The organism is Ferrimonas sp. YIN67, from assembly GCF_057219095.1.
This window is the reverse complement of the sequence record NZ_JBXVVJ010000004.1, coordinates 284,059-306,367: the sequence shown is the minus strand read 5'-3', so window position 1 is coordinate 306,367 and position 22,309 is coordinate 284,059. Positions and strand designations below refer to the sequence as shown.

General features: G+C 56.7%; 17 protein-coding genes, 2 tRNA genes and 1 riboswitch. Of the genes, 11 read left to right on the top strand and 8 right to left on the bottom strand.

Going from position 1 to position 22,309, the window contains the following annotated elements:
- Nucleotides 1-10: 10 nt before the first annotated feature.
- Nucleotides 11-637 carry a uracil phosphoribosyltransferase gene (gene upp / locus AC2D8U_RS11715; RefSeq protein WP_484619232.1) on the bottom strand — a complete coding sequence of 209 codons (627 nt, stop codon included), beginning with the start codon at nucleotides 635-637 and terminating at the stop codon, nucleotides 11-13.
- 285 nt (nucleotides 638-922) lie between these two features.
- Here upp and purM point away from each other — a divergent pair, with 285 nt between their 5' ends.
- From purM to AC2D8U_RS11700, 3 genes are all read left to right on the top strand, one after another.
- On the top strand, nucleotides 923-1,960 hold the full coding sequence (gene purM, locus AC2D8U_RS11710) for a phosphoribosylformylglycinamidine cyclo-ligase (protein WP_484619231.1): 1,038 nt from the start codon (nucleotides 923-925) through the stop codon (nucleotides 1,958-1,960).
- Nucleotides 1,961-1,990: 30 nt separating this feature from the next.
- A complete protein-coding gene (gene purN / locus AC2D8U_RS11705; RefSeq protein WP_484619230.1) occupies nucleotides 1,991-2,635 on the top strand; it encodes a phosphoribosylglycinamide formyltransferase in 645 nt (214 codons plus the stop codon).
- 678 nt (nucleotides 2,636-3,313) lie between these two features.
- Nucleotides 3,314-4,060: an HAD-IIA family hydrolase gene (locus AC2D8U_RS11700; protein WP_484619229.1), complete on the top strand. Its 747-nt coding sequence runs from the start codon at nucleotides 3,314-3,316 to the stop codon at nucleotides 4,058-4,060.
- 37 nt (nucleotides 4,061-4,097) lie between these two features.
- Here the strand turns inward: AC2D8U_RS11700 and AC2D8U_RS11695 are convergent, their stop codons facing one another.
- Nucleotides 4,098-4,757 carry an SIMPL domain-containing protein gene (locus tag AC2D8U_RS11695; RefSeq protein ID WP_484619228.1) on the bottom strand — a complete coding sequence of 220 codons (660 nt, stop codon included), beginning with the start codon at nucleotides 4,755-4,757 and terminating at the stop codon, nucleotides 4,098-4,100.
- A gap of 77 nt (nucleotides 4,758-4,834) precedes the next feature.
- Between AC2D8U_RS11695 and AC2D8U_RS11690 the strand changes: the two genes are divergently transcribed.
- Nucleotides 4,835-5,482, top strand: coding sequence for a helix-turn-helix transcriptional regulator (locus AC2D8U_RS11690; RefSeq protein WP_484619227.1), 648 nt, complete (start codon nucleotides 4,835-4,837; stop codon nucleotides 5,480-5,482).
- On the opposite strand, the gene AC2D8U_RS11685 is transcribed toward AC2D8U_RS11690, so the two are convergent.
- The 5 genes from AC2D8U_RS11685 to AC2D8U_RS11665 all read right to left on the bottom strand — a co-directional run bounded on the left by AC2D8U_RS11685 (nucleotide 5,479) and on the right by AC2D8U_RS11665 (nucleotide 14,509).
- Nucleotides 5,479-6,309, bottom strand: a complete 831-nt coding sequence (locus tag AC2D8U_RS11685; RefSeq protein ID WP_484619226.1) for an SDR family oxidoreductase — start codon at nucleotides 6,307-6,309, stop codon at nucleotides 5,479-5,481. The genes AC2D8U_RS11690 and AC2D8U_RS11685 overlap by 4 nt on opposite strands.
- A 54-nt stretch (nucleotides 6,310-6,363) precedes the next feature.
- Complete coding sequence (locus AC2D8U_RS11680; RefSeq protein WP_484619225.1) at nucleotides 6,364-7,620, bottom strand: cyclic di-GMP phosphodiesterase; 1,257 nt, start codon at nucleotides 7,618-7,620, stop codon at nucleotides 6,364-6,366.
- Between the two features lie 185 nt (nucleotides 7,621-7,805).
- Entirely contained in the window at nucleotides 7,806-9,839 is a 2,034-nt protein-coding gene (gene ligA, locus AC2D8U_RS11675) for an NAD-dependent DNA ligase LigA (protein ID WP_484619224.1), read from the bottom strand.
- A 73-nt stretch (nucleotides 9,840-9,912) separates the two neighbouring features.
- On the bottom strand, nucleotides 9,913-11,019 hold the full coding sequence (gene zipA, locus AC2D8U_RS11670) for a cell division protein ZipA (RefSeq protein WP_484619223.1): 1,107 nt from the start codon (nucleotides 11,017-11,019) through the stop codon (nucleotides 9,913-9,915).
- A gap of 31 nt (nucleotides 11,020-11,050) precedes the next feature.
- Entirely contained in the window at nucleotides 11,051-14,509 is a 3,459-nt protein-coding gene (locus AC2D8U_RS11665; RefSeq protein ID WP_484619222.1) for a chromosome segregation protein SMC, read from the bottom strand.
- Nucleotides 14,510-14,661: 152 nt separating this feature from the next.
- Here AC2D8U_RS11665 and cysZ point away from each other — a divergent pair, with 152 nt between their 5' ends.
- Both cysZ and AC2D8U_RS11655 read left to right on the top strand, forming a co-directional pair.
- Nucleotides 14,662-15,420, top strand: coding sequence for a sulfate transporter CysZ (gene cysZ / locus AC2D8U_RS11660; protein ID WP_484619221.1), 759 nt, complete (start codon nucleotides 14,662-14,664; stop codon nucleotides 15,418-15,420).
- Between the two features lie 129 nt (nucleotides 15,421-15,549).
- A riboswitch (purine riboswitch) is annotated at nucleotides 15,550-15,648 on the top strand.
- A 42-nt stretch (nucleotides 15,649-15,690) separates the two neighbouring features.
- The gene (locus AC2D8U_RS11655) at nucleotides 15,691-16,257 is read left to right on the top strand and encodes a xanthine phosphoribosyltransferase (protein WP_484619220.1); all 567 of its coding nucleotides are present in this window, start codon (nucleotides 15,691-15,693) and stop codon (nucleotides 16,255-16,257) included.
- Between the two features lie 158 nt (nucleotides 16,258-16,415).
- Here AC2D8U_RS11655 and AC2D8U_RS11650 read toward each other — a convergent pair whose 3' ends face one another.
- Nucleotides 16,416-16,829 (bottom strand): VOC family protein, encoded by a 414-nt coding sequence (locus tag AC2D8U_RS11650; protein ID WP_484619219.1) that lies wholly within the window; start codon nucleotides 16,827-16,829, stop codon nucleotides 16,416-16,418.
- 312 nt (nucleotides 16,830-17,141) lie between these two features.
- Here AC2D8U_RS11650 and AC2D8U_RS11645 point away from each other — a divergent pair.
- From AC2D8U_RS11645 to AC2D8U_RS11625, 5 genes are all read left to right on the top strand, one after another.
- Nucleotides 17,142-17,229 (top strand) — tRNA-Ser (locus AC2D8U_RS11645).
- A 1,196-nt stretch (nucleotides 17,230-18,425) separates the two neighbouring features.
- Nucleotides 18,426-18,513 (top strand) — tRNA-Ser (locus AC2D8U_RS11640).
- 820 nt (nucleotides 18,514-19,333) lie between these two features.
- The gene (cysK, locus tag AC2D8U_RS11635) at nucleotides 19,334-20,308 is read left to right on the top strand and encodes a cysteine synthase A (RefSeq protein WP_484619218.1); all 975 of its coding nucleotides are present in this window, start codon (nucleotides 19,334-19,336) and stop codon (nucleotides 20,306-20,308) included.
- A gap of 125 nt (nucleotides 20,309-20,433) precedes the next feature.
- Nucleotides 20,434-21,933: a methyl-accepting chemotaxis protein gene (locus tag AC2D8U_RS11630; protein WP_484619217.1), complete on the top strand. Its 1,500-nt coding sequence runs from the start codon at nucleotides 20,434-20,436 to the stop codon at nucleotides 21,931-21,933.
- A gap of 74 nt (nucleotides 21,934-22,007) precedes the next feature.
- Nucleotides 22,008-22,265 (top strand): HPr family phosphocarrier protein, encoded by a 258-nt coding sequence (locus AC2D8U_RS11625; RefSeq protein WP_484619216.1) that lies wholly within the window; start codon nucleotides 22,008-22,010, stop codon nucleotides 22,263-22,265.
- Nucleotides 22,266-22,309: the final 44 nt, after the last annotated feature.

The window sequence follows — 22,309 nt, the reverse complement described above, 5'->3', positions numbered from 1 at the left end:
TCATTGCAAATTATTTAGTACCAAAGATCTTATCACCAGCATCACCCAGACCCGGCAGGATGTAACCCTTGTCGTTCAGACACTCGTCAACGGAAGCGGTGTAGAAATCCACATCCGGGTGGGTCGCTTCCAGTGCCTTGATCCCTTCCGGGGCAGCAACCAGAACCAGCACCTTGATGTTGGTACAGCCGCGCTGCTTCAACAGATCCAGGGTGGCGATCATGGAGCCGCCGGTGGCCAGCATGGGATCCACAACCAGGGCAATACGCTCATCGATGTTGGACACCAGCTTCTCAAAGTAAGGCACAGGCTCCAGGGTCTCTTCGTCACGGTAGATCCCCACCACAGACACCTTGGCAGACGGGATATGCTCCAGCACACCGTCCATCATGCCCAACCCGGCGCGCAGGATAGGCACAACCGTTACTTTCTTTCCTTTGATCTTGTTGACCTTGATAGGACCGTTCCAGCCATCGATGGTCACCTCTTCCATCTCGAAGTCCGCTGTGGCTTCATAGGTCAACAGAGCGGCTACTTCACTGGCCAGTTCACGGAAGCGCTTGGTGCTGATCTCAGCTTCGCGCATCAGGCCCAGTTTGTGTTGGATCAGAGGGTGCTTGACTTCGGTGACTTTCATCGCCATCTCCAGAATAGGTGCATTTTGCCAGACAAATTAGCGGAATTTTAGCGTGTTCCGACCAGTTGCGAAAAGTACCGCGCCAGTTCTTTGACTCAAATTGTGATCCAGAAGACCTACGCACTGCCGGATTTATTCAAGTTTGGCAAAAGCTTGGGGTGAATCACTTTCACTGGTAGAATATCGCGCAAAAAATTACACCGGGTAAAGCGATGTAGTTAAGCGCATCGTTACAGCCTGGAAAACACCTCCCTACTCCTTGATAAGAATCATAACGAGGCCTCTGTGACTAACTCCGATCAACTGAGCTACAAAGACGCTGGTGTCGATATCGATGCAGGTAATGCCCTGGTAGATAACATCAAGTCCGCCGTGAAGCGCACCCGTCGCCCCGAGGTTATGGGTGGGATCGGTGGCTTCGGTGCCCTGTGCCGCCTGCCTGAGGGCTACAAGAAGCCCCTGCTGGTCTCCGGTACTGACGGCGTTGGCACCAAGCTGCGTCTGGCCATCGATCACAACCGCCATGACACCGTGGGGATCGATCTGGTCGCCATGTGCGTTAACGATCTGATCGTGCAAGGCGCCGAACCCCTGTTCTTCCTGGATTACTACGCTACCGGTAAGCTGGACGTCGACGTAGCGACCTCCGTTGTAACCGGGATCGCTGACGGCTGTGAGCTGGCTGGCTGTGCCTTGATCGGCGGTGAAACCGCGGAAATGCCTGGCATGTACGAAGGTGCCGATTACGACATGGCCGGCTTCTGCGTCGGTGTCGTGGAAGAGGAAAAGGTGATCGACGGCACCAAGGTCGCCGCCGGTGACGCCATCATCGCCTTGGGCTCCTCCGGCCCACACTCCAACGGCTACTCCCTGATCCGCAAGGTGCTGGAGCGCGTTGAGGATCCATCCGCCGTGACCGTCGGCGACAAGCCGCTGATCGATGCCCTGATGGCCCCGACCAAGATCTACATCAAATCCGTATTGAAGCTGCTGGCCCAGCACGATGTGCACGCCATCTCCCACATCACCGGCGGTGGCTTCTGGGAGAACATCCCGCGCGTTCTGCCGGACAATCTGAAAGCCGTGATCGATGGCAACAGCTGGGAGTGGCCTGCGGTGTTCCACTGGCTGCAGGAAACCGGCAACATTACACAGCACGAAATGTACCGTACCTTTAACTGTGGTGTCGGCTTGGTGATCGCCCTGCCCGCAGAAAAAGCTGCTGTTGCCATCGAACTGCTCAAGGCCGAGGGTGAGAACGCCTGGCTGATCGGCAACATCGCCGACCGCGATGGCAACGACGCCCAGGTTGAGATCAAGTAACCCCTCCGGTTACCCAAAGTAGGAAGCACCATGAAGAAGACCCGCATCGCCGTTTTGATCTCAGGAAACGGCAGTAACCTGCAAGCCATTCTGGATGCCTGTGGCAACGGCGAGATCGCCGGTGATGTTGTCGCCGTGATCAGCAACAAGGCCGATGTCTTTGGCCTGCAACGCGCCGCCGATGCCGGTGTACCAGGGATCCTGGTTGCCGCTGAGCAAGGCGAATCCCGCGAGGCTTATGATCAACGCCTACTGGCCGAACTGGATAAGCTGGATGTCGACCTTGTGGTGCTGGCTGGCTTTATGCGGATCCTGTCCGAGCCCTTGGTTCAAGAGTTCGCCGGCCGGATGTTCAACATCCATCCGTCCCTGCTGCCTAAGTACACCGGGCTCCATACTCACCAGCGTGCCCTGGAGGCCGGCGATACCGAGCATGGCTGCTCCGTTCACTTCGTGACACCTGAGCTGGATGGCGGTCCTGTTGTCCTGCAAGCCAAGGTGCCTGTCTTCGAAGAGGACGATGCCGACGAGCTGGCACAGCGGGTCCACACTCAGGAACACCGTATCTATCCCCTGGTGGTCAAATGGTTCTGTGACGGTCGCCTGGCCATGCTGGATGGTCAAGCCATCATGGACGGTAAAGTGCTGCCCGATGCGGGCTATGCCGCCGAATAAAAGCAGAAGAACGACAAAACAAAATGGAGCCGTATGGCTCCTTTTTTTTGTTAACGCTTTAGCGTTCTTCCCCTTGGTCGGGGGACTTCCTCTGCGTGACAAAAGGATAGCGCCCTCGAAGCCGCCTAACTCGCTCAACGGTCAAGCCGGTTTCACTCGCGATGATGCTATTGCGCAGACCCGATGATGACCCACATTTCGCTAAATGACGCGCCACCCGCCGATAGTGGTGCCATTCTCGTGCAATCAGCCAACATACGATCGTCAAGATCAGGAAAAAAATCAGCAATTCAGAGCCTCCCAATGATGGTTGCTCAGGTTAGAACGCGGAGCGAGACTGAAAAACCCACCGGAACAATCCACGACTCTCAACGCTCTTGAGCAACAATGTTCTTGTTCTTATCTATCAATATTGAGCACCTGGGGATGGCCGATAACCGACCAGAACCCATGACCATTAAGCACCACTCAGAGGCACAGCAAGGGGTGGATTATTGACGGCGCCACCTATTTGACGGAAAAAAGATACCCCGTAACCAGTTAGTTAACAACGTCATAGGTCACACACCCAATGAGCAGACCAGTCGCAGTAACGGGCTTCGCTGGATCCATCGCGCGATTGTCATCCAATTACGTTAAGGTAAGGCCATCGAGATAAGTTTTGCTCAAGGAGAGCTGATGAAAAGCGTGATCTGCGATATCGATGGTGTACTACTGCACGACAATAAACTGATCCCGGGTTCGGACAGCTTTATTCAGCGACTGCTGGATCAGGGCAATCCCTTGGTCTGCCTGACCAACTACCCGGCTCAAACCGCCAAGGATCTGGCCAATCGGCTGGGCTCGGCAGGGCTTCCCCTAACCGAAGAACATTTCTACACCTCAGCCATGGCGACGGCGGATTTCCTGCGTCATCAAGAGGGTAAAAAAGCCTACGTAATTGGCGAAGGTGCCCTGACCCACGAACTGTACAAGCAGGGCTTTACCATTACCGATATCAATCCTGACTTCGTGATCGTCGGCGAAACCCGCAGTTACAACTGGGACATGATCCACCGTGCCGCCCGATTCGTTGCCGAAGGGGCCCGCTTCATTGCCACCAATCCCGACACCCATGGGCCCAATCACAGCCCAGCCTGCGGTGCCCTGTGCGCGCCTATCGAGCGGATCACAGGTAAAAAACCCTTCTACGTCGGCAAGCCCAGTGCCTGGATCATCCGCAGTGCCCTTAACCACCTCGGCAGCCATGCCCAGGATACTGTCATCGTCGGCGACAACCTTAATACCGATATCCTCGCAGGCTTCCAGGCTGGCCTGGAGACCGTCATGGTACTCTCCGGCGTCAGTAAGATGGCCGATCTGGATAAACACCCCTTCCGGCCGAATCACATCTACCCCTGCGCCGCAGAGATTGATGTGGTGTAAATCAAGCCAAGAGAAGGCGAGCTCTCACAGTAAAAGGCTAATCGAGGGCGATCTTGACCCTGACACGCACCCGTTCGATCACCGAACCACTGACATAAGTCCCTGTTCCACCGCTTGCCTCCATCATGGCGCCCCGTGGTAATGGTCCTTCCGTCAATTCGGTGATCTCTTTCACCCGCCCCAATTGCTGGGTTGGTGGGACCAGTGCCTCAGCCCGGGCCATCGCATCGGCCAGCGCCGCCTGATAGAGCGCCGTCCGATGATCTTCGCCATCGGGACTCAAATAGCGGGGTGGCCGAATGAGGGTCACTCCAGCCGCTACGAATTGCTCAAACCAACGCCCCACTTCGGCCACGGGGACCTGCACTGTCACCTCACGAATCGCCATAAATCCCATCAGGATCTGCGCCCCCTCCTCATAGCGATACTGAGGCGCCAGCCTCAAGTGACCTGCACGGATCCTTTCCAACTCCCGCTCCTCCCCTTGCAGACGCTGGAGGAGCATGTTCACCACGGAATCCGACGCTTGCATCGCCTCCTTCGGGCTGGATGCCAGCTGCTCCACCGATACCGACAACTCTGCCTGCTCTGGCTGTCGATGGAGCAAGGCCTCCCCCTCGACCAGGATAAAGCCCTGCGCCTGGGCAGCACGACAACAGAGCAGCACAATCCCACACAGTACGAGAACCCTGCTCATGGGGACTCCTTATATAAAGTACTTAGTTGAAAAATGATTGTCCGGGGGTAACAATAGAACCTCCAGAAGGAGCTACCATGTCCGCCACCGCCAATAAAATTCTGTTTTACCTAAAACAACAGGGCAGTTGCGCACTGCCCCCTATCGCCCAGGCCTTGTCCATGACCACCATGGGCGCCCGGGGACATCTCCATAAGCTAGAACAACAAGGCCTGATCGCCTTTGAAGATATACGCCAGGGGCCAGGGCGACCAGCCCGACACTGGTTCCTGACCCCCAGTGGTCACGGGAGTTTTGGCGATCGTCACCAAGATCTGGCGCTGCAGTTGATCGATGGACTCGACAGTCTGCTAGACCCGGAACACCTGTCCAAGGTGATCCGGTATCGGACGGCGCAACAGGCTCAGCATTATCAGACGGCTCTGCGTCAACATCTTTGCCTAGAAGACCAACTGGAGTGCCTGGCTCAACTGCGCAGTGCAGAGGGCTATATGGCCCGACTACAAACCACGGAAGAGGGTTGGTGGCTGATTGAAGATCACTGCCCCATCTGTACCGCCGCCCAGCGCTGCCAAGCCTTGTGTCAGCAGGAGTTGCTCCTGTTTCGCCAGCTGCTTGGCCCCAATGCCCGGATCGAACGCCACGAACACCTGCTGTCCGGCGGGAAACGCTGTCGCTACCGGATCCAGCAAACCGATGTTGCTGTCCAGGAAGCGGCCATCTAAGGGCTCAAGGGCGGCATGGTAAAGGGATCGGGGTATCGAAACGCGAACCCCAGCTTCAGCACCAGTTTATCGCTCTGGATCCGCTTACCCATCACCCGTTGGCCTGAGAAGCTTGGGGGTTCCAATCCCAAGGCCTGGGCCGCATAAGGATAAAATTCACCCCGCGTCGGATGAACGGGGGCGGCCAGGTTAAAAGTCTCCCCCCAGGCTGGGCGTTGCAGCAGACACTGAATCGCCCCGATCACGTCATCCCGATGCACCAGGTTTACGGGGCTCAAGCCACCGGACAGCTGATGCCGTCCAGCGAGGAAACGACCCGGATGACGCTCTCCCCCGACCAGCCCGGCCAAACGCAGGATCATCACTCGCTCGAATCCATCCCGAACCACGGCTTCCGCCGCCAACATCTCTTTTGCCCTGGGTTCTTCACAAAGTGGTGCGGTCTCGTCACAGCGGGGATGGTCTTCGCCATCTGCGTATACGGCGGTGGAACTGATAAACAGGGCTTGGCGGATCCCCTGCTTCCGGGCAGCATCGACCAGCAAGCCGATACGATCGGCATACCGATTCTCCTGGGCCTGTCGGCCTGGGGGCACATTGATCAACAGGGTATTCGGCGCAAGCAGGCCATTGAGATCATCACACACCAAGGTGGTATCCAGGCTCAAATAGAAACCCGGGATCCCGAGCGACTCCAACACCGCGAGGGTCTCTTTCTGCCGACTGGAACCGGTTACCCGCCACCCCTGGCTGTGCAATGCCTGGATCAACTCTAAACCCAGCCAGCCACACCCCACCACACTCAGCTCTGCCACAGCCTTATCCACCAGCCTTGCTCCCCAACATCCACACTTCCCTTCATAGCAAACTGATAAATATCACTATTTCCTTACATAGTACGCGAGTACAGGTCCCACATCCAAGTAGTGGGCCTCCATCTCACTGAGCTCACTGGCCTTGTGTACCGATGCGATTTTAATCTTCAGTGCATCGAGGCCAACAATGGGAGCATCTCGCTTGGGGACCTCTGGATCATACAAAAGCAGCAGGGGATCGAGTGCCTTTCTCTGCTTACTGCTGATCACCTTGCCCAGTTGACCGTTCTCCAATCGAACCAAGGTTCCCGGTGGGTAAACGCCGATATTCTTGACCAAGACCTGCAGATATTGGCCATTGATCTGTTCGCTACGGTGACGAAACAGATAAGCCAGAGCCTGGTAGGGAGACAGAGGCCGGTTTTCATTATTGACCAGAGTGTCATACTCATTGGCGATGGTGAGGATCTGCGTCATAGAGCTGATCGCCTTCCCGGACAAGCCCATCGGCGTCCCACTGCCGTCAAGGTACTCATGGTGTGCCACCACCATCTCGTTGATCTCAGGCGTAGAAAACGGGCTCCCCTTGCACATCTCGATCGACAACTTAGGGTGAAGATCCAAAAAGTTCTGTTCACTCTTATTCAGCGGCCCTTTCTTATTGCGGATCCCTTCCGGCACCTTCAGCTTGCCCACATCATGGATCAGGGCTGCCAACCCCAGTTGCTTCAGCGCTCCACTCTCCAGACCCAGTGCCCGCCCCAGCAGCATGGCCACCACTGACACATTGAGTGCATGAAACTGCAGGGTTGGCTCCTGTGGCGTGGCAACAATCTGCAAAACCGCCCCATCGCTGCAGACTAACTGCTCATGCAGATCGTCCACTACGGTACAAGCATCCTGATAGGCCAGCTCCGGCGATGTTCTCAACCGGCCAAAGCCACTCTTTAGGGAAGACATCGACTTGTTATAGGCCCTTTCACACTCACGAACACGGCGCCGGTAATCACGACCCAAGTCGACCCGTTTTTCCTCCTCAGTCAGAGGAGGGGGCACATCGGGTACTTCGATCTCCTTGGGTGAGGAGGGGGTTTCGGGCATCTTCTGTGAGGGAGCATCGTTGGTCTTAGGTGGCTCGGCATCATCGGCTAGCTGAAGATAAACGTGCTCCAGTCCCAGCTTGCGGATCAACTGGATCTGCTGCCCGTCTTTGATGCGAAAACGGCTGAACAAGAAAGGGTGCTCTTTCCAGGACAAGGGTAAACGGATCGATTGACCTATCTCCAGTTGTGCCACCGGCCATTTGTGCTCCCGACTCGCCATGCTCCGTCCTCGTATCATCCATCTGGTCCAAGACCTATTCCATGTCCCTAAAATGATAGGACAAAAATACCTATACAGAGCTAAGAAGCCATAAACCACACGCCCCTGATGCATCAAGTGTCCAGCACAAATACAAAGAAGCCCCGATCTGCAACGCAGGCCGGGGCCAGTAGACGAAACCCGTATTACCGCCCGTGGTTAGCCAAAAGATCCAATAGGCCCTGCTCATCAAGCACAGCGACCCCAAGTTCCGTGGCCTTGGTCAGCTTAGAACCCGCTTTCTCGCCGGCGACCAGCGTATGCGTGTTTTTCGAAACACTGCCGGAAACCTTGGCCCCCAAGGCTTCCAGCGCCGCCTTGGCATCGGAGCGACCCATCTGGCTCAAGGTACCGGTCAACACCCAGGTCTGCCCCTTCAGGGGTTGGCTCTCTTCGGCTACGGACTCGATGGCTGGCCAATGAACATTGGCCCCCTCGGGATCGATCAAAGCCTCCAGCACCTCAATATTGTGGGGCTGGCGGAAGAAGTAGTAGACGTGCTTGGCCACCACCTCGCCCACCTCACTGACCTCCTTAAGGGCTTCGATCTCTGCGTCACGCAGCGCATCCAATGTCTTGAAGTGGCGGGCCAGATTCGCTGCCGTCGCTTCCCCGACCTCGCGGATCCCCAGGCTGTAGAGGAAGCGTGGCAAGGTCGTGCTGCGCGCCACATCCAGTGCGTTGACCAGGTTCTGCGCCGACTTCATCCCCATGCGCGGCAGCATGGTCAGGCTCGAAGCCGACACTTTGAACAGGTCCGCCGGTGTTTCCACCAGTTCCTTGTCCACCAGCATCTCTACCAGCTTGTCGCCCAGGCCATCGACATCCAATGCCTTACGAGAAGCAAAGTGTTTGATCGCTTCCTTACGCTGGGCTTCGCAGTACAGTCCACCAGAGCAACGGGCTACCGCCTCCCCTTCGAACCGTTCCACCTTGGCATCACAAACTGGGCATTGCTGGGGGATCTCTATGGGGCGCGCCTCTTTGGGACGCCGCTCCATCACCACAGAGACGATCTGCGGGATCACATCACCGGCTCGGCGGATGATCACGGTATCGCCGATCATCACCCCGAGGCGCGCGATCTCATCGGCATTGTGGAGCGTAGCGTTGGACACGGTCACCCCACCGACGAATACCGGCTCCAGCCTTGCCACCGGCGTCACTGCCCCGGTTCTCCCCACCTGAAAATCCACCCCTTTGAGGACCGTCAACTCCTCCTGTGCCGGGAATTTACAGGCGATGGCCCAACGGGGGGCCCGGGCTACAAACCCCAGTCTCTCTTGCTGTGCCAGGCTGTCGACCTTAATTACGACGCCGTCGATCTCATAGGGCAACTCGGAACGCTGCTCACCTACCCGCCGAAAATAGGCCAAGGCTCCCGCTTCCCCCTCAACCGGTTCAACCAGAGGCGAGACCGGCAATCCCCACGCCTTGAGCTGGTTCAGACGGCCATACTGACTGTCCGACAGTGGGGTGTGCTCCCCCTCAACCACTCCCATGGCATAAGCATAAAACGCCAGCGGACGCGAGGCCGTTACCCGGCTATCGAGCTGTCGCAAACTGCCGGCCGCCGCATTTCGCGGGTTCACGAAGGTCTTCTCCCCCGCGGCATGGGCCTTGGCGTTCATCGCTTCGAAACCTTCTGTGGGCATAAAGGCCTCACCACGGACTTCCAGCAGGGCGGGAACATCCTCTCCCTGCAGACGCAGCGGTACCGCACCGATGGTCTTGACGTTATTAGTGATCTCCTCACCGGTGATCCCGTCCCCCCGAGTCGCCGCCCGCTCCAGAACCCCATCTCGGTAAAGCAAGCTGACGGCGATCCCATCAAGCTTGGGCTCGGCACAGTAAGTGATTGCACTCTCCCCAACCCGATCCGCGAGCCGCTGATGAAAGGCATTGAACTCCTCTTCATTCATGGCGTTGTCCAGAGACAGCATGGGGCGCAAATGGGCCACGGACTCAAAGTGTTGCAGGGCTTCACCGCCCACCCTTTGGCTGGGCGAGTCGCTTCGAACCCACTGAGGATACTCTGCCTCCAACTGCTGCAACTCACGCAGCAGGCGATCGTACTCGGCATCCGGAATGCTGGGATTATCCAACACATAATATTGATGATTGTGGTGATTCAACTCCTGACTGAGTTGATCAATACGCTGCTTCGCTGTGTCGCTCATAGTGATTTCCAAACAGGGGCAGACAGCCCCAAAAAAGGCCGCCCGGGGCGGCCTTAAGATGATTCGATAACGTTTAGGCTGGCACGGCTTCCGAGGCTCGGATCCGCTCCATATAACTGAATTCCAGCTCGTCACTCCAGGGCTGATGCTGATCATCGAGTAACTGGGCATCGTGCAGATCGACCAAGCCCTGAGCCGTGCCCAGCATCATGGAGAAGCTGACCCGTGCATCGGTTTGCGCAGGCAAGGTCATAAAGAGTGCCACGCCTTCAGTGGAAAACTGCTCCATGCTGTCCGGATCAAAGGTACCGGGTTTGACCATATTGGCCAGGGAGAACAAAACGGGACCTGTGCCCGCCGTGCTCTGATGACGATGGAATATCGCCATCTCCCCAAACTTAAAGCCCAAGGTCGTCAGGCTCGGCAACAACTCCTCGCCGCGCAAGGGTCCCTGTTTGCCCACCACATGCAACACCAGCACATCGGTGGGCTGAATGGGCTCAGGCTCGATCTCCTGTACCGACACGGGCTCGCAGGAGACCGGCTGGGGATCGGCTGGCTTCGAGCTTTCAATCTCAGCCACCCGCGATGGTTCCAGTTCGCTGACGACGGCCTGAGGCTGACCCACAGGCGTCACGGGTGCTTCGGGTTTCTGTGGCATCAAACCAGGTTCGACATCCACAGTGTCTGCCAGGGCGCCCCCAGCCTCTGTCGCTAACGGCTTGTCTAGCGCATCGGCAGGATCGTCGCCCAACCCCAGTTCAATCTGCTCATTGCCTATAACAGGCTCCTGGCGTAAGGCCCGACGACGGGGTTTCGCTGGCGCAGTGGCGACAGGTTCGAACTGCGCCTCATTGAGCGACGCTTCATCCAGTAAACTGGGTTGCTGTGGTTCGGCGTGAAGCTGTGCCCTAGGACTCTGACTGTCAGCGTTTAGACTTGGCTCAACCGGCTTGGTCGAAACGGTGCGGGCAGGCCCAAGCACCCCTTCATCGGCCGATGCCATGATGTCAGTCTCAGGTCGAGAGCTCCCCGAAACCTTAGTGATCGGAGTCTTACCGCGTCTGGTCCGACGATTACGCGCCGGGCTGTTGCGTCGCAATGACCAGAAACCATGAACACACAAGCCAATGATGGCCAGCAAGCCAACGACAATAAAGACGATACGCATGTCATCCATCGTAATGCTTTCCCCTAAAACTCCGATCTGGTTATCCGATCTGGGCCATTGCAGCGGCCTCTTCGATATCGACGGCGACGATCCGGGAGACCCCGGGCTCATGCATGGTCACCCCAGTGAGGCGATCCGCCATCTCCATGCTGACTTTATTGTGACTGATGTACACGAATTGCACCGTTTCCGACATCTCCTTCACCAGTCGACAAAAGCGACCGACGTTGGCGTCATCCAAGGGTGCATCCACCTCATCCAGCATACAGAAAGGCGCAGGATTAAGTCTAAAAATTGCAAACACCAATGATAAAGCGGTCAAGGCCTTTTCACCACCGGAGAGCAGATGAATGGTGCTGTTTTTCTTGCCTGGGGGGCGAGCCATAATCGTCACCCCGGCTTCCAGCATGTCATCACCCGTCAACTCCAGGTAAGCACTGCCCCCGCCAAATACCTTGGGAAAGAGGTGGATCAGATCGGCGTTAACCTTATCGAAAGTCTCCTTAAAACGACTGCGGGTTTCCCGATCGATCTTGCGGATCGCCGCTTCCAGCACCTCCAGAGCCTCGGTCAAGTCGGCATTCTGCTCATCCAAGTACTGCTTACGTTCTACCTGCTGTTCATACTCTTCAATGGCCGCCATGTTGATCGCACCAAGTCGGCGGATCCGCTCTCGAACCCGCTCGAGATCGGCGGTCCACTGGGCTACCGCCGCCTCGGCACTGAGCCCCTCCAGGATCCCTTTCAACTGCATCTGAGACTCGGCCAACAGATCCAGCTGCCCCTGGGCCTGCACCCTTAGTCCCTCATGTTCCAGTTGCAGTCGAGTGATTTTCTCCGACAGGCCCTGGAGCTGCGCCTGCTGCCCACGCTGGCTGTCTGCCAGCCCGGCCAGAGCCTGGTCCACTTCGGACTGACGGGCCCGTGCCTCGCCTTGGACCGCTTCCTGCTCTGCTCGCAGCAGCAACTGCTCCTCGAGTTCCAGCTCAAACTGAGCGAGAGGCTCGGCCAGCTCGATCTGCTCCTCCCGGGCCTCCTCGATCCGCTCTCGCCATTGCTCTGCCGAACTCCGAGCCTGGCTTCGCCGCTCATCCATGCCCTGAAGCCGAGCCCGCTGACTCTGCAGTTGCAGTTGCAGTTGCTGCAGCTGCTGGCCTAACTGGCCCTTATGTGCTTGGCGCTGTCGGGTTGCGGCACGCTGATCCTGCAATCGCTCTTCCAGGGCCGTCAGCCCATCACCGGCCTGCTCAGCTTCGAGCTCAAGTTGCTCCAGCCGCTCCTCCAGCTCAAAGCCTCGCTGCTCCAGCTCCTCCAACCGCAGCGTCAACTCCTCCTGCTGCAACACCAGCATCTCCCGTTGCTGAGCCTGCTGACTCAACTGATCGGTCAATCGAGCGCAACGGTTTTGCAGATCCAGCCAGCGCTCGCGAGCAGCCGTCGCCGCTTTCCGAGTCTGATGGGCGTCTTCGCGTCGGTGCTGAAGCTGCTCCTGAGCCATCGCAAAAGCCGCTTCGGCTTCCTCGACGGACAGCTCGAGCGCTTCCAGCGCCTGGCTCAGTTCATCCTGCTCGGCCAGGAGGGCCGTCAGGGGCTTTTCATCTATCTGACCCGGGCTGATCTCAAACCCGGGACCACGCCAACGACCATCGGTGGTTACCACGGATTCACGGGAGTCACATTGAGCGAGAAATTCCTGAGCCTGTGCTTCATCGTCGGCACAGTAGATCCCGGCCAGCCAGGGTGCCAGGTTATAAGGCCCCTGGATCTTCGCCATCAGGCTGGGCCACGGGCGCTCTGCGTGATAAGTCGACTCCCGTGCCGTCACCCGCATTAACCCAGGTGGCAGTGGCTGGTCGTCGGCACCAATCACTGCCTGGATCCGGCTACCCATCACCTGCTCCAGTGCCGCTTCCCAGCCTGGCGCGACACTCAGCGACTGCCACAGCTGCGGAAGGCTGTCGAAGGGGGCTGGCAAACTGTGCTGACGTGTCCGGATGGCGGTTGCCAGGGAGCGCTTCTGAGCCAATAGCTCGTTGCGCTGACGGATCCGCTCCTCCTTGGTCGTACGGCTGATCTCAAGCTGAGATTCGGCCAGCTCCCAGGCTTCGCCTGCTGCCGTCGCTCCTTCACCTGCGGCATCGCTGGCCAGCTCTGCTTCATCCCGCTGCGCTTCCAGCTCAGCCAGTTGTAGCTCTATCTGCTGGACAGGCTGGCACTGGGCCAACTGTTCATTCAGTCGCTGCTGCTGACTGGCCAGTTGCGCTCGCTCGCGGCCGAGTCCCGCCAATTCGGTCAACCCCACCTGACGAGCCCGCTCTGCCTGTTCGCGCAGATCCCTGCGCTGCTCTCGCTGCTGCTCAAGCTGATCCAGCTGGGCTTCCTGTGACAATAACTGAGCTTCCAACTCTTCAAGCTGCAGCTCAAGCTCTTCACTTTCGGGGGTCAACATCTCCAGAGATTCAGCCAACTCCGCCTGCTCCTGATCCAGCCCGCTGAGCTGCTCCTCGCTGCTCGCCAACTGCACCGAGGTACGGCGGATCTCCTCCTCCAGCTGCTGTGCCCGCTGTCGAGTATGCAGGATCTGCTGCTCCAGGCGGGTCACTGCCCCACTGCTTTGAAACAGCTGCTGCTGGCAATGCTCCAGTTCGGCCTGAACATCGGATTTCTGCTGTTCCAGCTGAATGAGTGCCGCATCGTCCCCGGCGAAGGCGCTCTCCCGCTGGGCCTTTTGCTGCTCCAGCTCGGCCATATCCCCTTCGAGGGCATTCATCTTGCTCGATAACTCTCGCCACTTGAGCGCTAGCAGCTCGCCATGCAGAGTCCGTTCGGAGATCTTCAGCTCCCGGTATCGACGAGCGGCATCGGCCTGGCGACGCAGACGTTCGATCTGACTGCCCAACTCGATCCGCACATCTTCCAGCCGTTCAAGGTTCTCCCGAGTGTGGCGGATGCGGTTTTCGGTTTCACGCCGACGCTCTTTGTACCGAGAGATCCCGGCGGCTTCTTCAATAAAGACCCTCAGTTCCTGAGGCTTAGATTCAATCAGGCGGGAAACCGTGCCCTGCTCGATAATGGCGTAGCTACGGGGACCCAGCCCCGTGCCCATAAAGAGATCCGTGATATCCCGGCGACGACACTTGGTGCCGTTCAAAAAATAGCTGGACTGGGCATCGCTGTTAACCTGGCGCTTAACCGAGATCTCGGCATAACTGGCATATTGACCTTGCAATCGCCCTTCACTGTTATCGAATACCAGTTCGACACTGGCCACAGACGATGCCTTCCGACCGCTGGAGCCATTAAAGATCACGTCCGTCATGGAGTCACCACGCAGGTTCTTGGCGCTGCTCTCTCCCAACACCCAACGTACCGCATCGATGACATTGGACTTACCACAGCCATTGGGGCCAACGATGGCCGTCATCTGTTCGGGAAAGGGAACCTTGGTGGGATCGACAAAAGATTTGAAGCCGGCCAGCTTAATGAGTTTCAGCCGCATGGGGCGCTTGAGCATCTCGGTTAGGGGGCAGATTGGCCCACTTTACCAGAGCCCCCAATGTTTTGTAACAGGCTGAAATACGCTGGATGTTGACCAAGCGGAGCGGATCACAACACAATGCATTCATCGACTGAAAAAACGAAATACGTACGATGCAATCACAGGTTCTTCCCCAAGGTGCCAGCGGCGTCCAATATTTTCTCAAGGGCTTCGAGCTGATCCGTCAACCCGGCTTACGCCGCTTCGTGGTGCTGCCACTGACGGTCAATCTGCTGCTTTTCTCCACCGCCTTCTACTTCCTGTTCCAACGCATGGGCGGGTGGATCGAGCAGATCATGGCCTGGCTACCCGAGTTTCTCGGTTGGCTCGATTTTGTCCTCTGGCCACTGGCGGTGATCACCGTCCTGATCAGTGCCTCCTTCCTTTTCAGTGCACTCATGAACTTTATCGCCGCACCTTTTAACGGCCTGCTGGCCGAACAGGTGGAAAAAAAACTGACCGGCAAGCCTCTGGACACGGGCGGGGTCATCGATCTGCTCAAGGACACACCAAGGCTTATCGGCCGTGAATGGACCAAGTTATGGTACTACTTGCCTAGGGCACTGGTCTTTGTCCTGATCCTATTTTTCGTTCCCGGATTCGGCGCCGTGATCTGGTTCTGCTTCACCGCCTGGATGCTGGCCATTCAATATCTTGATTACCCTTTTGACAATCATAAGGTCCCCTTTGATCGCATGCGCAGCGGCCTGGCCATGCAGCGCTGGCGCAGTTTCACCTTCGGCGCCGCCGCCGCCCTGATGGCGATGATCCCGCTGGTCAACCTGATCCTGATGCCTGTGGCGATCTGTGGCGCAACCGCCTTCTGGGTCGATCAGTACCGGGAGGTCCACGGCCGCTATGGTATGGAATAAGGTTCTCCCGCCTCCTTGCTTCCCATCGTCAGCATGTGAGGAGGAAGAATAAGGCTCAACAGCCTAATCCATGCGAGGTTTTCCCTATCCCGCCGTTGCAAAACGGCACCGGCCCATTAGAATGCGCCAGCAATACCGTAAGGTTGAAGCTGTATAAGCCGACAATAGGGTTGGCTGTCTCTACGTCCAGGCCATAACCTGGACACTACAGTCCCTACGCATTGTCGCTGCAGCTTCCCTCCTCTGACCCCGTTGCCAACGAGAACTAAAATGAACCCTTTGCAACAGCGCATTCTGGCGCAAGGTGTGATCAAGAGCGCTGCCGCCCTGGATGCCAGCGCCTTCCTGACCAAGCAGATTGATCCTGATCTGCTTAACTGGTGTGCACAAGCTATCGCCGATCACTACCGCGATCACAAGATTGATAAGATCATCACCATCGAAAGCGGCGGGATCGCCATTGGGATCCTAACTGCCCTGGCACTGAGCGTCCCCCTGGTCGTGTGTAAGAAAGCCAAGAGCACCCTGGATAACGCCGAGCTTTATACCGAAACGGTGAAAAGTTTCACCAAAAACACCCAGTACACCCTGACCTGCGACAAAAGCCACATCAGCACCGGTGATCGCCTGCTGTTTGTTGACGACTTCCTGGCCCACGGTCAGGCGGTACTTGGGATCAAGAGTGTCTGTGCCCAGGCGGGAGCCGAGTTCGCGGGCCTGGGGATCGTAGTTGAAAAGAGTTTCCAGCAGGGCCGTAGCCTGGTAGAGCAGAGCGGCCTGGAGATCCTGTCTCTGGCAAGACTGCAATCCCTGGAAAACGGGATCCAATTTCTTTGACTCTGGCCAACCTTAAAGCATAAAAACCGAAGCACACCGCTTCGGTTTTTTTATGGCCGCTTTCCCGCATTTTGAACTCCCAATCTGACAAACGGAACTCTGTCACGGGGCCTGCCACGTTTATGTGTGCCCATGCCATGGCCGGAGTTTGGACAGGCTCAGGCATTGCGTAGCGCCGGGATGTCCGTTTTGTATTGAACAAACTCCACCTCATATCCGGCGGGATCGATAAAATAGACATTTTCCCGGTAACGACTGTCGGCGCCAGGCTGGCTGATCTGATAACCGGCATCACGAAGCCTTTGGACCACAGAGGCGATATCGTCCACCACAAAAGCAAAATGGGCCAATCCAACACTGTGCCCTGTCAGATCCCGATTCTCACCTTCCCCATGATCAGACAATGCCAGGTACTGGTGATCATCGCCCAGATGCAGCCAACGACGCGGCTTGCCATACCACTCCCCATGGCCACTGATCCGCACCCGCCAATGGGGAAAAGCCGCCCGATAAAAGGCCACCACAGGCTCAAGCTCTGTCACCACCAAGTTCACATGTTCCAATCTGATCATCATGCCACTCCATAACCGAACCCATTTTTTAAATTAAACACTTTACTTACATGAATGACTCTAGCAGCTCATCTGCTGGATAACCACTTAAATAAACCAATCAGTTTACATAATGGAGCTTACGCTCCTCCAATTAGCCTTGGGCTTGGTGATACCCATCACCCAAGTGGACAAAACACTCGATATGGTGAACAAGTGCACAAACAAACGGTGTTGCCGAATTTCCTGCTTGACCCGCAGGCTAACCGACCTTAAAGTTACGCCCCGTTGAGACGGCAAGCCCCAGAGCTTATGTTTCAGCAACAATTTAAAGGTCAGGTGTCCGAGTGGCTGAAGGAGCACGCCTGGAAAGTGTGTATACGGCAACGTATCGAGAGTTCGAATCTCTCCCTGACCGCCATATTCCAGCAAAACCCGCACTGTGTGCGGGTTTTTGCGTTTTTGGGACAAGAATCAGAGTCAGGGAGAGTGGCTACTCTAGAAAATCACTCGTCAGAGTTCGCAACGTAAGCGCGAAGCGCTGGAGTAACGCCGAAGGCGATCATCTCTCCCTGACCGCCATATTCCAGCAAAACCCACCTCTTGGTGGGTTTTGTCGTTTTCTGGATCCGCATCCCGTATCAGGGAGAGTGGCTACTCTAGAAAATCACTCGTCAGAGTTCGCAACGTCAGCGCGAAGCGCTGGAGTAACGCCGAAGGCGATCATCTCTCCCTGACCGCCATATTCCAGCAAAACCCGCACTGTGTGCGGGTTTTTGCGTATTTGGGACAAAAATCAGAGTCAGGGAGAGTGGCTACTCTAGGAAATCACTCGCCAGAGTTCGCAACGTCAACGCGAAGCGCTGAAGTAACGCCGAAGGCGATCATCTCTCCCTGACCGCCATATTTGATAAAACCCACCTCTTGGTGGGTTTTGTCGTTTTCGGGATCCACATCCCGTATCAGGGAGAGTGGCTACTCTAGAAAATCACTCGCCAGAGTTCGCAACGTCAGCGCGAAGCGCTGGAGTAACGCCGAAGGCGATCATCTCTCCCTGAACGCCATATTCCAGCAAAACCCGCACTGTGTGCGGGTTTTTGCGTTTTGGGGACAAAAATCAGAGTCAGGGAGAGTGGCTACTCTAGAAAATCACTCGTCAGAGTTCGCAACGTCAGCGCGAACCCTGGCGAGACGGAGAAGGAGAATATGGCGACGCCATCCGGCTACAGTCCGGTTTCCATGAAAAATGACCAGCCCCTCCTGCCGCCGAGGGTTCGAAGGTATTCGCCGCTCCTGATATGCGTTTCGAAACCACCACTGTTCGCCATTTGGACGCCTTCTGCCGTACACTTCAACAGCTTGTTCAAACCCTGTGCGAACGGACACAAAAAGGAAAAATCCCCTTGTGCCCTCTCATCAGGATCCGTAAAGTACGACCCCGTTGAGACGACGAGCCCTAGCGCTTTCGGTTTCGCAGCGTTTAAAGGTCAGGTGTCCGAGTGGCTGCTCGGAGGCAGGGCCGATAAACTGTCCACGCCCCAGGCGTGCGACTCAGCCACAACTCGGAATTCGTTTCGAAGTGGCCGTGGTAGCAACACGTAAAAGCAACAATTTAAAGGTCAGGTGTCCGAGTGGCTGAAGGAGCACGCCTGGAAAGTGTGTATACGGCAACGTATCGAGAGTTCGAATCTCTCCCTGACCGCCATATTCCAGCAAAACCCGCACTGTGTGCGGGTTTTTGCGTTTTTGGGACAAAAATCAGAGTCAGGGAGAGTGAGAGCTCTCGTCAGAGTTCGCAACGTAAGCGCGAAGCGCTGAAGTAACGCCGAAGGCGATCATCTCTCCCTGACCGCCATATTCCAGCAAAACCCGCACTGTGTGCGGGTTTTTGCGTTTTTGGGACAAAAATCAGAGTCAGGGAGAGTGGCTACTCTAGGAAATCACTCGCCAGAGTTCGCAACGTAAGCGCGAAGCGCTGAAGTAACGCCGAAGGCGATCATCTCTCCCTGACCGCCATATTCCAGCAAAACCCACCTCTTGGTGGGTTTTGTCGTTTTCTGGATCCGCATCCCGTCTCAGGGAGAGTGGCTACTCTAGAAAATCACTCATCAGAGTTCGCAACCTAAGCGCGAAGCGCTGGAGTAACGCCGAACGCGTTTACCTCTTCCTGAGCGCCATATTCCTGGCCTAAAGTACAGCGTGCTTTATGACAGCGATGACGTGAAATCAGATGAAGTAAAGGCCTTTCACATCCTGGTACCGAGGTTTCCACCCCTGCATCTTGCTGGCTTGAGCGCTTGAGGGCTTGCAGACAGGGCCCTCAGAGATCCTTTCCGATCGTACGGACGCTATCCTCATTGCCCCGGTTGTCTCGGCAACGAAAGTTTTATTCCTATATGAATGGGCTTAATTTCGTTTTGTAATAAGGAATAGCCAAACGTCACTTCCGTACAGTAATTCATTGGATAAGCTATAGAATATCAACCGTGTCCGGTGTAACCACAGCAAGCTTAGGAAAAGCAATCATGGCGAAGATCTACGAAGATAACTCCCTCTCCATCGGTAACACGCCGCTGGTCCGTCTCAATCGCGTCACCGAAGGCAGTAATGTGCTGGCGAAGGTCGAAGCCCGCAACCCCTCATTCAGCGTAAAGTGCCGTCTCGGTGCCAACATGATCTGGGATGCCGAGAAGAAAGGCTTGCTGGGTGAGGGCAAAGAGATCATCGAGCCAACGTCGGGTAACACCGGGATTGCTCTGGCCTTTGTCGCGGCCTCCCGTGGCTACCCACTGACCCTGACCATGCCCAACACCATGAGCCTGGAACGCCGTAAGCTACTCAAAGCCCTGGGCGCTAAGCTGGTGCTGACCGAGGGTGCCAAGGGGATGAAAGGTGCCGTCGCCAAGGCCGAAGAGATCCGCGACAGTGATCCAAGCAAGTACGTGCTACTGCAGCAGTTTGAAAATCCGGCCAACGCCCAGATCCACGAACAGACTACGGGTCCGGAGATCTGGAGCGATACCGATGGCGAAGTTGACGTATTGGTCTCCGGGGTCGGTACCGGCGGTACCCTGACCGGAACCAGCCGCTACCTCAAGCTGACTCAGGGCAAGGCAATCTACACCGTTGCGGTCGAGCCAGAGGATTCTCCAGTGATCTCCCAGGCACTCAAGGGTGAAGAGTTGACCCCGGGACCACACAAGATCCAAGGGATCGGCGCCGGCTTTATTCCGGGTAACCTCGACCTGGAGATGGTCGATGAAGCCATCACCGTTGGCAACGATGAATCCGTTGAAATGGCCCGCCGTCTGATGGATGAAGAGGGGATCCTGGCCGGGATCAGCTCAGGTGCTGCCGTCGTCGCCGTCAATAAACTGATCGCCGCCAAGCCCGAACTCAAGGACAAAACCATTGTGGTGGTACTGCCCTCATCCGCCGAGCGCTACCTCTCCTCAGTCCTCTTCGCCGGACTCTTTACCGACGCAGAGAACGTGCAATAAATTGATCCCCTTCACCGAATAAAGAAAAGGCAGCCCAAGGCTGCCTTTTCTTTAGGCCATTGTAATGACAGATAAAACTTGAACAGGCAAACTGCAATGCAATAAAAAATAACAAGGTAGACATCATGACGTTGCTTCGTCGCCTCACCATTTCAGTGCGCTTGCTGATGCTGCTGGCCATCGCCGCCCTAGGCACTTCCATCTATACCTACCTGGGTCTGTCAGAGCAGCGCAGTCAGTTGGAATACAGCGAACAACGACAGCACCAAACCAGCCTCGCTCTGCTCACCACGACCCTGGATGGTCAGCGCTGGCAGCAGATCGACTGGTCCCGACTCGGTAGCACCAACCAGGCCCTGCTTCTCCTGGCCGCCGACGGCAGCGTAATCCACAATTCCAGGCCTGATCACCGCACAATACTGGCGATAGCCCAAGGCATGAACACCCATCAGGATCGTACCCTGGAAGAGGGCTGGCTCAGTACCCGTGCCCTTGGCAAACAGCGACTGGTCCTGTACACAGATAAAACCCGGGTCGATGCCCAGATGGGTCAGATCCTAAGCCGATACATCATCTACCTGCTGGCCCTGTCGGTCCCCTTGGCGGCACTGTTTTTGATGCTCAACTACTCCATTGTTCAGCCCATCAAAGAGGCCAACAATGCCCTGTCTGAGATCGCCGATGGGGATGGGGATCTCAAGCGTCGCCTGGATGACAGCGGTCAAGACGAGATTGCCCAATTCAGCACTAATTTCAACCTCTTCACCAGCAAACTCAGTGAGTTAGTCAGCCACCTTAAACCGATCGGCGATGAGATCAATGACAACGCGAACCGGCTGACTTTGGCCGCCCAGGGATCGCAGCGCACCAGCCAGCGAATGCATGAGGAAACCCAGTCTGTAGCCAGTGCCATGGATCAGATGCAGGCCAGCACCATGGAAGTCGCCCGCTCTGCCCAGGATGCGGCAGGCGCCGTCGGCAAAGCTCAAATGGAGGTCGAAAGCTGCCGGGATGCGGTGCAACAAACCCATACCCTGGTTCAAACCTTTTCCGGCGATCTCGTGCAAACCACCCAGACCGCGGATCAGCTCAGCCGCCATAGCGACGAAGTCGGTAATATCCTCGACGTGATCCGCAACATTGCGGATCAAACCAACCTGCTGGCGCTCAATGCCGCCATCGAAGCGGCGCGGGCAGGCGAGCATGGCCGTGGTTTTGCCGTGGTCGCAGACGAAGTCCGGGCACTGGCCACCCGAACTCAAGCCTCTACCGACGAGATCCAGGCCATTGTCAGCAACATTCAAGGGGGGGTCGATCAGGTGACCGATGCGACGGCCAGCGCCATGGAGCAATTCCACCAACTGGCCCAGCAATCCGGCCGGGCCAATCAGGCGCTGGATAGCATCGTTAACGCAATCACCGCCATCGATCAGCGGGCCGCTCAGATCGCCACAGCGACGGAAGAACAGAGCCAGGTGAGTAGTGAGATCACCCGTAATGCGCAATCCATCGCCGAGTTAACTCAAGTAACGGTGGAGGCCGATCAAAGCCGCCTTGGCTCAGCTCAGGAGTTATCGACCATGGGGCATGAGCTGGATCAACAACTGGAACGCTTCAAAGTCTGATCCAGCTCACAAATTTGACCCGGTTCGGGGGGAACAGTATGCTGACGCCCTAAAGTCAACGGTTTCCCCCGGCCATGCCGCAACGTGTTCTTATTATTACCGCTCCTCATGGGATCCACACCCGCCCGGCTGCCCTCCTGGTCAAGGCGGCGCAACAGTATCCCTGCGACATCATGGTCCACAGTGATGGACGCCAAGCCAGTGCCAAAAGCCTGTTCCGACTGCAGACCCTCAACCTGCGCCACGGCGCTGAAATTCGTATTGTGGCCGATGGTGACCAAGCCGAGCTAGCAGTGGAAACCTTGGCACAGATGGTGTCCGAATTGGTCTAGGGAACTACAACTGTCAACTGGCCTCACGTCCTCGCCGCCGGTTG

Coding starts and splice junctions, on each gene's coding strand:
- upp (WP_484619232.1), bottom strand. CDS start 637: ATGAAAGTCACCGAAGTCAAGCACCCTCTGATCCAACACAAACTGGGC.
- purN (WP_484619230.1), top strand. CDS start 1,991: ATGAAGAAGACCCGCATCGCCGTTTTGATCTCAGGAAACGGCAGTAAC.
- AC2D8U_RS11700 (WP_484619229.1), top strand. CDS start 3,314: ATGAAAAGCGTGATCTGCGATATCGATGGTGTACTACTGCACGACAAT.
- AC2D8U_RS11695 (WP_484619228.1), bottom strand. CDS start 4,757: ATGAGCAGGGTTCTCGTACTGTGTGGGATTGTGCTGCTCTGTTGTCGT.
- AC2D8U_RS11690 (WP_484619227.1), top strand. CDS start 4,835: ATGTCCGCCACCGCCAATAAAATTCTGTTTTACCTAAAACAACAGGGC.
- AC2D8U_RS11680 (WP_484619225.1), bottom strand. CDS start 7,620: ATGGCGAGTCGGGAGCACAAATGGCCGGTGGCACAACTGGAGATAGGT.
- ligA (WP_484619224.1), bottom strand. CDS start 9,839: ATGAGCGACACAGCGAAGCAGCGTATTGATCAACTCAGTCAGGAGTTG.
- zipA (WP_484619223.1), bottom strand. CDS start 11,019: ATGGATGACATGCGTATCGTCTTTATTGTCGTTGGCTTGCTGGCCATC.
- AC2D8U_RS11665 (WP_484619222.1), bottom strand. CDS start 14,509: ATGCGGCTGAAACTCATTAAGCTGGCCGGCTTCAAATCTTTTGTCGAT.
- cysZ (WP_484619221.1), top strand. CDS start 14,662: ATGCAATCACAGGTTCTTCCCCAAGGTGCCAGCGGCGTCCAATATTTT.
- AC2D8U_RS11655 (WP_484619220.1), top strand. CDS start 15,691: ATGAACCCTTTGCAACAGCGCATTCTGGCGCAAGGTGTGATCAAGAGC.
- AC2D8U_RS11650 (WP_484619219.1), bottom strand. CDS start 16,829: ATGATCAGATTGGAACATGTGAACTTGGTGGTGACAGAGCTTGAGCCT.
- cysK (WP_484619218.1), top strand. CDS start 19,334: ATGGCGAAGATCTACGAAGATAACTCCCTCTCCATCGGTAACACGCCG.
- AC2D8U_RS11630 (WP_484619217.1), top strand. CDS start 20,434: ATGACGTTGCTTCGTCGCCTCACCATTTCAGTGCGCTTGCTGATGCTG.
- AC2D8U_RS11625 (WP_484619216.1), top strand. CDS start 22,008: ATGCCGCAACGTGTTCTTATTATTACCGCTCCTCATGGGATCCACACC.